Source organism: Acidovorax sp. LjRoot204 (assembly GCF_056175785.1).
In genome coordinates this window covers 1-10,352 of record NZ_JBGFFF010000153.1, presented here as the reverse complement: position 1 = coordinate 10,352, position 10,352 = coordinate 1, and the positions used below count along the sequence as shown (strand labels likewise).

General features: G+C 66.3%; 9 protein-coding genes. 6 read left to right on the top strand and 3 right to left on the bottom strand.

All coding sequences use genetic code 11. The features are described 5' to 3' along the window. The 3 genes from yghU to AC04MI_RS20320 form a co-directional block, all read left to right on the top strand. On the top strand, positions 1–637 hold a 637-nt coding region (gene yghU / locus AC04MI_RS20330; RefSeq protein WP_476498543.1), incomplete at its 5' end, for a glutathione-dependent disulfide-bond oxidoreductase. Positions 638–658: 21 nt separating this feature from the next. Continuing rightward, positions 659–1,291 carry a glutathione S-transferase family protein gene (locus tag AC04MI_RS20325; RefSeq protein ID WP_436078065.1) on the top strand — a complete coding sequence of 211 codons (633 nt, stop codon included), beginning with the start codon at positions 659–661 and terminating at the stop codon, positions 1,289–1,291. A 97-nt stretch (positions 1,292–1,388) separates the two neighbouring features. Then, the gene (locus AC04MI_RS20320) at positions 1,389–2,318 is read left to right on the top strand and encodes a LysR family transcriptional regulator (protein WP_436078064.1); all 930 of its coding nucleotides are present in this window, start codon (positions 1,389–1,391) and stop codon (positions 2,316–2,318) included. A gap of 63 nt (positions 2,319–2,381) precedes the next feature. Here AC04MI_RS20320 and AC04MI_RS20315 read toward each other — a convergent pair whose 3' ends face one another. Continuing rightward, complete coding sequence (locus AC04MI_RS20315; RefSeq protein WP_436078063.1) at positions 2,382–3,596, bottom strand: D-amino acid dehydrogenase; 1,215 nt, start codon at positions 3,594–3,596, stop codon at positions 2,382–2,384. 359 nt (positions 3,597–3,955) lie between these two features. Between AC04MI_RS20315 and AC04MI_RS20310 the strand changes: the two genes are divergently transcribed. From AC04MI_RS20310 to AC04MI_RS20300, 3 genes are all read left to right on the top strand, one after another. Next, positions 3,956–4,846, top strand: a complete 891-nt coding sequence (locus AC04MI_RS20310) for an amino acid ABC transporter substrate-binding protein (RefSeq protein ID WP_476498542.1) — start codon at positions 3,956–3,958, stop codon at positions 4,844–4,846. 11 nt (positions 4,847–4,857) lie between these two features. After that, complete coding sequence (locus AC04MI_RS20305) at positions 4,858–5,670, top strand: aspartate/glutamate racemase family protein (RefSeq protein ID WP_476498541.1); 813 nt, start codon at positions 4,858–4,860, stop codon at positions 5,668–5,670. Positions 5,671–5,918: 248 nt separating this feature from the next. Beyond that, positions 5,919–6,761, top strand: a complete 843-nt coding sequence (locus AC04MI_RS20300; protein WP_436078061.1) for an amino acid ABC transporter substrate-binding protein — start codon at positions 5,919–5,921, stop codon at positions 6,759–6,761. A 21-nt stretch (positions 6,762–6,782) separates the two neighbouring features. On the opposite strand, the gene AC04MI_RS20295 is transcribed toward AC04MI_RS20300, so the two are convergent. Next, on the bottom strand, positions 6,783–7,673 hold the full coding sequence (locus AC04MI_RS20295; protein ID WP_436078060.1) for an NAD-dependent epimerase/dehydratase family protein: 891 nt from the start codon (positions 7,671–7,673) through the stop codon (positions 6,783–6,785). A 93-nt stretch (positions 7,674–7,766) separates the two neighbouring features. Continuing rightward, the gene (locus AC04MI_RS20290) at positions 7,767–10,157 is read right to left on the bottom strand and encodes a sensor domain-containing diguanylate cyclase (protein WP_436078059.1); all 2,391 of its coding nucleotides are present in this window, start codon (positions 10,155–10,157) and stop codon (positions 7,767–7,769) included. Positions 10,158–10,352 lie beyond the last annotated feature (195 nt).

Genomic DNA, 10,352 nt, shown 5'->3' with positions numbered 1-10,352 from the left:
GTTTGGTAGCGGCTTCGTGTCTGTGAACCCTAATTCCAAGATCCCCGCGCTGCTGGACCGCACCGACCCGGCCAACCCGGTGCGGGTGTTCGAGTCCGGCGCCATCCTGATGTACCTGGCCGAGAAGTTCGGCAGCGCCTTCTTGCCCAAAGACGGCGCGGCGCGGGCCGAATGCCTGTCTTGGCTGTTCTGGCAAATGGGCAGTGCGCCGTTTGTGGGTGGCGGGTTCGGACATTTTTATGCCTATGCGCCTGTCAAGATCGAGTACGCGATTGACCGCTACGCGATGGAGGCCAAGCGCCAGCTGGATGTGCTGAACCAGCGACTGGCCGTGACCGAATACGTGGCGGGCGATCAGTACACGGTAGCGGACATCGCGATCTGGCCCTGGTACGGCTTGTTGGTGAAAGGGCAGGCCTACAACGCGGGCGAGTTTTTGCAGGTGCACGAATACACGCATGTGGTGCGCTGGGCCGAACAGGTGGCCAAGCGCCCGGCAGTGCAGCGCGGGCGCAAGGTGAACCGCGTGCAGGGTGATCTGGCCAGCCAGTTGCGCGAGCGGCATGACGCGAGCGACTTTGACACCAAGACGCAGGACAAGATCGAGGCRGCGGCAGCTTCGTTACCCGCACGTTGAGTGTTTTTGCAAGGCGTCTCCATGATCACCCTATACGACTGTTCCACCGCCCCCAGCCCGCGCCGGGCGCGCATCCTGCTGGCAGAAAAGGGCGTGGCCCACGACACCTTGCAGGTGGACCTGCGCAATGGCGAACAATTGGGCGAGGCCTATCGCCAGATCAACCCGCAGTGCACGGTGCCCGCGCTGCGCACGGAAGACGGTTTGCTGCTGACCGACAACGCGGCCATTACGGCCTATGTGGAGGCGCGCTACCCGCAGCCCGCACTGCTTGGCGAGACGCCCGCAGAAAAGGCCGAGATTGCGAGCTGGAACTGGCGCATGGAGTTCGAGGGCCTGCAGGCCATTGCCGAGGCGCTGCGCAACAGCGCGCCCGCCATGGCCAACCGGGCCTTGCCCGGCGCGGTGGACTACCCGCAAATCCCGGCCCTGGCCGAGCGTGGGCTGGTGCGTGTGGGACAGTTCTTTCATCTGCTCAACGAGCGCCTGGCGGACCGCGAATTCATTGCCACTGACCGCTTCAGCGTGGCCGACATCACGGCGGCGGTGGCGGTGGACTTTGCGCGTGTGGTCAAGCACAAGCCCGGCGAGCAGCACCCGCACTTGCTGCGCTGGCGTGCGGCCATGGCGCTGCGGCCGTCGATGTCGCTTTAGCTGCAAGCGCGTGCGAGGCGCGCGGTTTGAGTGCGCGATTTCGCAATGGGTACATGCAAGGATTGCGCTTGCGGCCCATTCCTTGCATCGTCAGCATATGCGCCTTCGCCACATAGAAGTCTTCAACGCCGTCATGCTCACCGGCAGCGTGAGCGCGGCGGCCCGCCTCATCAACGTCACGCAGCCTGCGGTCAGCCGCATCCTGGCGCATGCCGARCTGCAGCTGGGCTTTCCGCTGTTCCACCGGCTCAAGGGCAAGCTGGTACCCACCACCGAGGCACAGACCCTGTACCCGCACATCGAGCGCCTGTTCACCCAGCTCGATGATGTGCAGCGCCTGGCCAACAGCCTCAAGAGCGACCGACGTGAGGGTGAGTTGCACATCCTGAGCGTGCTGGCGCTGAGCTACGAGGTGCTGCCGCGCGCATTGCGGTTCTTCAGGCAAAAGCACCCAGATGTGCAGGTCACCATCGACGCGCTGCACTCGCCCCAGATCGTCTCGGCCCTGGTGCTGCAGGAGGCGGATGTGGGCTTTGTGTTCAGCGCCATCGCCCACCCCGCGCTCACGCAGGAGCATCTGGCCGATGGGCGCATGGTGTGTGTGGCGCCCAAGGGCATGCTGGGTGCTGTGCTGGTGGCGGCCGGTGTGGTGCATCTGGCCGACCTGGCAGACACGCCGGTGGTGCGACTGGATGTGCGCGACCCCATCGGCACGGTGGTCAACCACGCGTGCCGCGAGGCGGGCGTGGGCCTRCAGACGGCGTTCACGGTGCAGACCTACCATGCGGCGCTGGCGCTGGCGCACCATGGTCACGCGGTGGCGCTGGTGGACGCCTGCACCGCGGCGTCGGCCGACCGCAGCAAGGTGGATGTACTGGCGCTGGCGCCGCATATTGCCGTGCCCATCAAGTCGCTGCGTACTGTCAACCGCCCCAGCTCACTGCTGGCCAGTGCCATGACGCAATGCATGCGCCAGGCGGTGGCTGAGACGCTGGAAGCGGTGGGCCTGCAGCCCGAGGTGGAGTGAACGCGCCACCTGCCGAGGCGGGTGGTGCCTTGTGCGGCTGCAGAGCGTGGGAGTGCGGGAGAGTCAGGCGGGCGCCAGCAGCTCGGCCACCTGCGCCGCCGTGCCGAACGCTAGCGTGAACCCCAAAGAGCCATGGCCTGTGTTGAGCAGCAAGTTGTCCGGTGCCCCCACCCAACGGCCTACGATCGGCAGCCCGGTGGGCGTGGCGGGGCGCATGCCGGTCCAGGCATGCAGCTCTCCGCCTTGATGGCAGGTTGGGAAAACGGCGCGGGTGGCATCGCGCAGGCTCTGGATGCGCGCGGCAGGTATGCGTGCATCGTGCCCCACCAGTTCGGCCATGCCCGCCACCCGCAGGCGCTGGCCGATGCGCGCAAACACCACCTTGCGTGCAGCATCGGTCACATTGATGCGAGGCGCTGCCGATGGTGTGGGGTTGGTATCCAGCGTGATGCTGTAGCCCTTGAGGGGGTATACCGGCAAGCGCAACCCCAGCGTCTGCGCCGCCGGGTGGCTGCGGCTGCCCAGGGCCAGCACAAACTGTTGCGCCTCGATGGCTCCTGCACTGGTCTGCACCGCAGCAATGCGGGATCCCTCGCGCACAAAGCCTTGGACCGTGGCGCCCAGCATGAAGCGCACCCCCCGTGCGGCCAGCACGGCCTGCAAGCCTTGGCAGACCTGGAGGCAGTCGGCAGCGCATTCACTGGGGGTGTAGATGGCTCCGGCAATGCGCGGCTGGTAGTGCAGCAGCGCGGGCTCAAGCTCCACGCAACGCTGGGCCGAAACCGCCTGCTGTTCGCTGCCCCACTGGCGCTGCAGGTCCATCTGGCGTTGGGCAGCGGCCAGGCCGGCTGCGGTGTCGTACAGCACCAGCTTGCCGGTGCTGGAGAAATTGCAGTCCAGAGACTCTGCCTGCAGCATGGTTTCCAGATGATGGCGGCTCAGGGTGGCAAGGGCCAGCAGTTGTGCGGTGCTGCGTTCAGAGGTTGGTCGGTTGCAGGCGCGCAGAAACTCCAGCCCCCAGCGCCACTGGTGGGTATCCCACTGCGGGCGCAGCTTGAGTGGGGAGGTGGGCGAGAGCAGCAGCCGGGGCAGCTGCCGCCAGATGCTGGCGTCCGCCAGCGGTTGTACATAGCTGTAGCTCAGTTGCGCGCCATTACCACCGCTGGCGCCCGTGCCGGGCTGCGCCTGGTCGATGACCGTGACCTGCAGGCCGCGCTGTTGAAGTTCATACGCCGTGGCCAGGCCGACGATGCCTGCGCCCAATACACATACCTGCATCGGAGAGAGTGAAACGGTTGGAGGAGATGACAACGAATGTAGGCGGCAGTGCACCTGCTGAACAATGCCAAAGCAGTGCCTTGCCATGCCAGGAAGTTATGCACTGGTCAGCACCTGGTGTTTTCAGGATGGTCCGGCGGGAGAGGGGCGGGGGTGCCGCGATGCAAGGGCCGCAAAGAAGGCAGGACGATCCACGATGGTGCGCGGAGGTGCACCGAAACAGAGCCATAACTTTTCATCATGGTGGACCCGTGCAAATGAATTGTTCAAGACGGCCGCAAATTTTTACAGTGCCCCTGCATCTTGCTTTCTCGTCTGTCCGACTGTCTGTTCACCTGATTTTTTGCAAAGGGATTCCCATGAAGCTCTCCGCTGTCACCGCTGCTGTCCTCGTGGTCGCCGGTGTGCTGGCCAGTACCGTGGCCAGTGCCGACACCCTCAAGAAGATTGCCGACTCCGGCAAGATCACGCTGGCCTACCGCGAATCGTCGGTGCCCTTCAGTTATCTGGCAGGCCCGGGCAACCCGGTGGGCATGTCGGTGGACATCTCCAACGCCGTGGTCGATGCGGTGAAGAAACGGTTGAACAACCCTGCCATCAAGGTGGAGCTGCAGGCCGTGACTTCGCAAAACCGCATTCCGCTGCTGACCAATGGCACTGTGGACCTGGAGTGCGGATCGACCACCAACAACASSGCGCGCGGCAAGGATGTGCAATTTGCCATCAACTATTTCTACACCGGCACSCGSCTGCTGRYSAAGAAGKCCTCGRRSRTCAAGAACTACGCCGACCTCGCCAAGAARAMGGTGGCCAGCACSWCSGGCACCACCAACGCGCAGGTGATCCGCAAGTACAACCGCGACAACAACCTGGACATGGACATCGTGCTGGGCAAGGACCACGAGGACTCGCTGCTGCTGGTGGACACCGGCCGTGCAGAGGCCTTCGCCATGGACGACATCCTGCTGTTTGGATTGATGGGCAACACGCGCAACCCCGCCGACTGGGTGGTGGTGGGCGACTCGCTGCAGGTCGAACCCTATGCCTGCATGCTGCGCAAGGACGACCCGCAGTTCCAGACGCTGGTCAACGGCGTGATCGGCGGGATGATGAAGTCGGGCGAGTTCGACAAGCTCTACACCAAGTGGTTCATGTCGCCAGTGCCCCCGCGCGGCCAGAACCTCAACCTGCCCATGAGCAAGGAGCTGCGCGACAACCTTGTGGCCCAGAGCGACAAGCCTGCGCTGTGATGGGTGTGAGCATGTTGCCGTCCACCCCGCACCCTCCGGCCCCGCAGGTGGTGGGCATTCTGGGGGGCATGGGGCCTGCTGCGGGTGCCGACTTTGTGCGCCTGTTTGTGCAGGCCTGCACTGACCGCATGGCGGCGCTGGGCATCCCTGTGCACGACCAGGCTTACCCTGAGCATTGGCTGGCGCAGGTGCCCATTCCCGACCGCACGGCGGCCTTGCACGACACCCGCCCCGGGGCCCACCAGCCTGCAGACCCGATGCTGCAGGCCACGGGCCGCCTGGCGGCCCTGGGCGCGCGCGTGGTGGCCATTGCCTGCAACACSGCGCATGCCTGGCAYGSCCKGCTGCAGSAGCGCTTTCCGCAGTTGATGGTGCTGCATGGTGTGCAAGAGGTCGCTGCAGACCTGGCGCTGCACAAGGTGCATGGCGTGGGCCTGTTGGCCACGCAGGGTGCCTACGAGGCGGGCTTGTACCAGCGCGAACTGGAGCACCGCGACATCGACTGCTTTGTGCCCGAACCCCGTGAGCGCGACCAGCTGATGCAGGGTATCTACGACGGTGTGAAGGCCGGCAACTACGCGCTGGCCCGCCAGAGGTTCGAGTCCGTGTCGCTGGTGCTGCAGCAGCGCTATGGGGTCTCCACGCTCATCATGGGCTGCACAGAAATTCCACTCGCACTGTCAGAGCACCCCCGGCTGGAGGGGCTGACGCTGGTCAACCCGTCCATGGTGCTGGCGGCTGCCTTGGCGCGGCATGCGTACGGAAACACGGGCATGGAAGCCCTGCCCCCCACTGGGCCTTCAGCTTCGCGGGCTGCGGTATAGCGCTGTAGAGTCCTGGTGCCGCTGCGCCCCGGTACGCCAGCCAGCGCACAGGCCATTGCCCAGGTGGCATCACGAAAACTTCGAAGAGGCAAGCCATGACATGTGAAGCGAACCCCGCGAGGTTTGGGATGGTGCGTGCGCTGGCTGCTGCCTGCGCTGCGTGTGCGACGGCGGGAGTCATCGCGCAGAACACGGGGACCGCTGCGGGTTTATCGACCTCTGCGAAGGCGGAAGTGCCAAGCCCCGCCTTGGCGCGCACAGCGGAGCCTCCGGGCCAGACGCTGCAGCGCATCCAGGCCACGGGAAGAGTGGTCATCGGCCACCGCGAATCTTCTCTGCCGATGTCCTATGTGGCCAATGGGGTGCCCCTGGGCTACAGCGTGGACGTGTGCCTGCAGATCGCACAGGCCATCGGTCGCCATCTGCAGCGGCGCGATCTGCGGGTGGACTACCGTCAGGTCACGTCGGGCAACCGCTTTGAGGCCATCGAGCGCGGCGATGTGGACCTGGAATGCGGCTCCACCACCAACACGGCTGCGCGCAGGCAGCGGGTGGCTTTCACCATTGCGCACTTCATTGCGTCATCACGCATCGTGGTGCAAAGCCAGCGCCCCTTCGAGCGTATCGAAGACCTGGACGGCAAGACCGTGGCTTCGACGGTGGGCACCACCAACATCGATTCGCTGGCGCGCGAGGCTGCCAACAAATCAGTGCGCCTGCGGATCGAGCCCGCCCGTGACCATGCCGAGGGCTTTGGCTGGGTGGTGGATGGCAGGGTGGACGGCTTTGCGATGGACGATGTGCTGCTCTATGGCCTGCGTGCCAGCCATGCCCGCCCGCAGGATCTGAAGGTGATTGGCAAGCCCATGACCATCGAGCCCTATGCGGTGGCGTTCGAGCGCAACGACCCTGCGCTCAAGGCCGTGGTCGATGCGGAGCTGCGGCGGCTCATCCAGACGCGGGAGCTGCACCGCCTGTACGACAAGTGGTTCACCCAGCCCATTCCGCCCCACGGCATCAATCTGGGCATGCGCATGTCGCACCTGCTGGTGGATTCGCTACGGTATCCGTCGGACTTCGTGCCCCAGTGACGAGGGCACAGACGTTGCACGTCAGCGCCAGGCGGTCGCCACCAGCTGGCTGTAATGCACCGCCTTGCGGCCCAGCAGCTGCTCGAACACCGCAGGGTTGCCCACGTTGTCGCTGCCCAGCATGGTCAGGGTTTCGGTGCACCAGGGCACGCTGGGCACTGCGTCGCCGAGGCGAGCGCTCAGCTGGGTGAGCGGGTCGGGCAGGCGCAGCACATGGGCTTTGCCATGGCCCAGTTGCTGGCGCAGGCTGGCAATGAAGTCGCCCATGGTCAGGGCCTCCGGCCCAGCGCACTCGACAATGCCCTGCGTGGAGATGGCGGGCCCCAGCAGTGCAACGATGGCGGCGGCCAGATCGTGCACCGACACGGGCTGCACCCGCGCTGTGAGCATGGGGCCGGGGAACAGCGCCACTGGCAGGCGCGCCAGGTTCATGAACAGCGCACTGCTATCGCCGCCTTTGCCAAACACCACACTGGGGCGCAGGATGGCGGGGTGCAATGCCCCTTGTTGGGCCAGCGCCAGCAGGTGCGTGTCTGCCGCGCGCTTGGTGGTGGCATAGCGGGTGGCACTGCCCTCAATGCCCAGGGCCGAGACATGCACCACGCGCCGAACACCCGCCTGGGCGCAGGCATCAAACAGCGCGGCGGGCGTGTGCTGGTGCACGGCGTCGATGGGGCGCGCACGGCTGTCGCGCAGCACCCCCACAGCATTCACCACGGCATCGATACCCGCCAGACGCGGCAGCCAGGCCTGGGCCGAGGTGTCGCGCGCAAAGTCCATGGGCACCTGCAAGGCGCCGGGTGACCGGTGCCGGGGTGATACGCCGCCGTGCACCTGGTGTCCTGCACGGGTGAGTGCGGAAGCCACGGTGCGGCCCACAAAACCGGTGGAGCCGGTGAGCAAAATGTTCATCAGCGTCGTCCTGCAAAGAAGGTGAAGCGTGCAAAAACCGGAAGGCCCGGCGCGGACCTGCTCAGGCCGTCGCCACCCCCGCTGGCAACACCGTCACTGCGCAGGCGTGAAGACCTCGAAGCGGTTGCGGCCGCCATACTTGGCGCGGTACAGAGCCGCATCGGCCGCGTGCACGAGTGTGTCAGAACTGGTGCCGGGGCGTGGCACCAGGCTGGCAATGCCCATGCTGAGCGTGATGTAGGGCGCCGTGGGGGAGCGGGGGTGGGCCAGGGCCGCCTCGCGCAGGCTGGCCATRCAGCGCTCTGCCACCGTCACTGCCTCGGGCAGGGGCACATCGGGCARCAGCAGCACAAACTCCTCGCCGCCGTAGCGTGCGGCCACCTCGTCGGCCCGGCGGATGGTGCCCTGCAGCAGCTGCGCCACGCGGCGCAGGCATTCGTCACCGGCCAGATGGCCGTAGTGGTCGTTGTAGAGCTTGAAGTGGTCGATATCGATCAGGATCACGGCCAGCGGCAGCTGGTGCCGCCCGCAGCGCATCCATTCGGTGGCCAGCCGCTCGTCAAAGCGCCGGCGGTTGCCAATGCCCGTCACACCGTCGGTGGTGGATAGAAGGGCCAGCTTGGCGTTGGCAGCGGCCAGTTCCTGCTCCTTGCGCACCAGTTGGGTCACGTCGGTGCGCACACCGGCGATGCCGCCCTGGGGGGTGCGCCGCTCGTCGGCCTGCAGCCAGCGGCCCTCGGGCAGGCGCTGCAGCACGGCATGGTTGGCCGCACGGTGGTCTGCCATGCGCTGGGCGAGCCAGGCCTCTTCGTTGCCAATGGCGTCGGGGTACTGGCCGCGCTCGGCGCCGTAGCGCGCGATCTGTTCAAACGTGCTGCCGGGCACGATCATGGGGGCCGAGATGGGGTACAGGCGCCGGTACTGTGCGTTGCACACCACCAGCTTGTCTTCTGCATCGAACAGGGCAAAGCCTTCTGGCAGTGACTCCACGGCGTCCTGCAGCAGCTGGCGGGCCTGCTGCGCCGCCTGCTGCGCGGCCTCCAGGGCCTGGCGCTGCTCGATGAGGTTGGTGATGTCCAGCCGCACGGCCACGACGTAGTTCTCCGGAGTGCGGGTTTCGTAGATGTTGATCCAGCGGCCATCGCTCAGAAGCTGCACCAGGGTGGATGTGCTGCTGCCGTGCTCTGACAGGCGCTCTGCGATCCATGCCTCCTCGCGCCCCTTGGCCGAAGGGATCAGGCCGCGCGAGACCGAATAGCGCAGGATGTCCACAAAACCCTTGCCCAGGTGGTCCGCATAGTTGATGTACGGATACATGCGGGACAGCTGCTGGTTGTAGAGCACCAGCCGGTCCTGCTCGTCGAAGATCTCGATGCCCACGGGCAGGGCCTCCACCGCGCGCTCCAGCAGCTGGCGCATGCGCTGGCTTTCCTGTCGGGCGGTCTCGACCTTCTGGCGCTGTTCGATCAGGTCGCTGATGTCCAGGCGCACGCACACCGTCATGCCGGACGGGGTGCGGCATTCGTGCATGTGCATCCACGTGCCGTTGGGGTAGTGGCGCACTTCGGGGCCGGGCCGATGGCCCCGGATGGCCAGCTCATGCGCCAGCCAGAGCTCTTCCTGGTCTTTGGCCTCCTCGGGGATGCCGTAGCGCAGGCCCTCGCGCAGCAGTTCCTCATACGTCTTGCCCAGGGACTCCGCCACGGGCAGGTGCGGACGCAGGCGCGCCATCTGGTCATTGCACAGCACCAGCCGGTCTTGCTCGTCATAGATGTCCAGCCCGGCGGGCATGGCATTGACGGCCTCGCGCAGGCTGCGTTCGGCACGTTCGGCGTCGTGCAGGGCCTGCTTGAGTGCGCGTTCCTTGTGCACTGCGTCCGTGATGTCGGCGCGCAGCACCACCATGCCGCCCCCCTCTTGCAGTCGCTCGGTGATGAGCATCCAGCGGTCGCCCTCGACCTCCTGCACCTCGGGCTGGCCGGGCGAGCGATGGCGGGCCATGCGGTCGGCCAGCCAGGCATTGGTGTCCTGCCGCGCAGCCACGATGTGGCCGGATTCGGCAGCGCGGCGCAGCACGTCTTCAAAGCGGGTGCCGTAGTCGACGGCCATGGTGGTGCCGGGGCTGACTTCCCGGTACCGGGGATTGCACAGCACCAAGCGGTCGTCAGCGTCGTAGATGGCCAGCCCGTCGGGCAGGATGTCCAGCGTGGCGCACAGCTGGTTGGTGGCCCGCTGCGCAGCATCCTGGGCGGCCCTGGCGGTGGCATGCATCGCCAGCAACCGGAGGCTCAGCCACCAGCACAGCACCGCACTGGCCACCAGCGCCAGCCCGGCACCCGCGCTGGCCAGTCGCATGGCCGGGTCCATGCTTTGGCGGGCCAGCGCCCAGGTCAGCAACCCCAAGCCCCCCGCGCCGCAAATCCCGACCACCAGTCGGACCAGCAGCTGTCCGCGCAGGGGGAGTGGTGTGGGATGAGGGGGCATGCGCTCGGGCCGGTGCGGATGGTCTAAGGGAGGTGGGCGGGTGGATGAAGAAAGAAAAAAGCAAATGTGGGCGGGCGAGCAGGCGTTTGCGCGGTAGCGGGTTGGTGGCGCATGCCCACGGCGACGGTGCTCGCGGAAAGTCTAGCAGTGCTCCCCGTTTTTCGGTATCCGAAAATGCGGAGGCGGTGCAAACCC

Excerpts from the sequence above, each read along its gene's own strand:
- AC04MI_RS20325 (WP_436078065.1), top strand. The coding sequence starts at position 659 with ATGATCACCCTATACGACTGTTCCACCGCCCCCAGCCCGCGCCGGGCG.
- AC04MI_RS20315 (WP_436078063.1), bottom strand. The coding sequence starts at position 3,596 with ATGCAGGTATGTGTATTGGGCGCAGGCATCGTCGGCCTGGCCACGGCG.
- AC04MI_RS20295 (WP_436078060.1), bottom strand. The coding sequence starts at position 7,673 with ATGAACATTTTGCTCACCGGCTCCACCGGTTTTGTGGGCCGCACCGTG.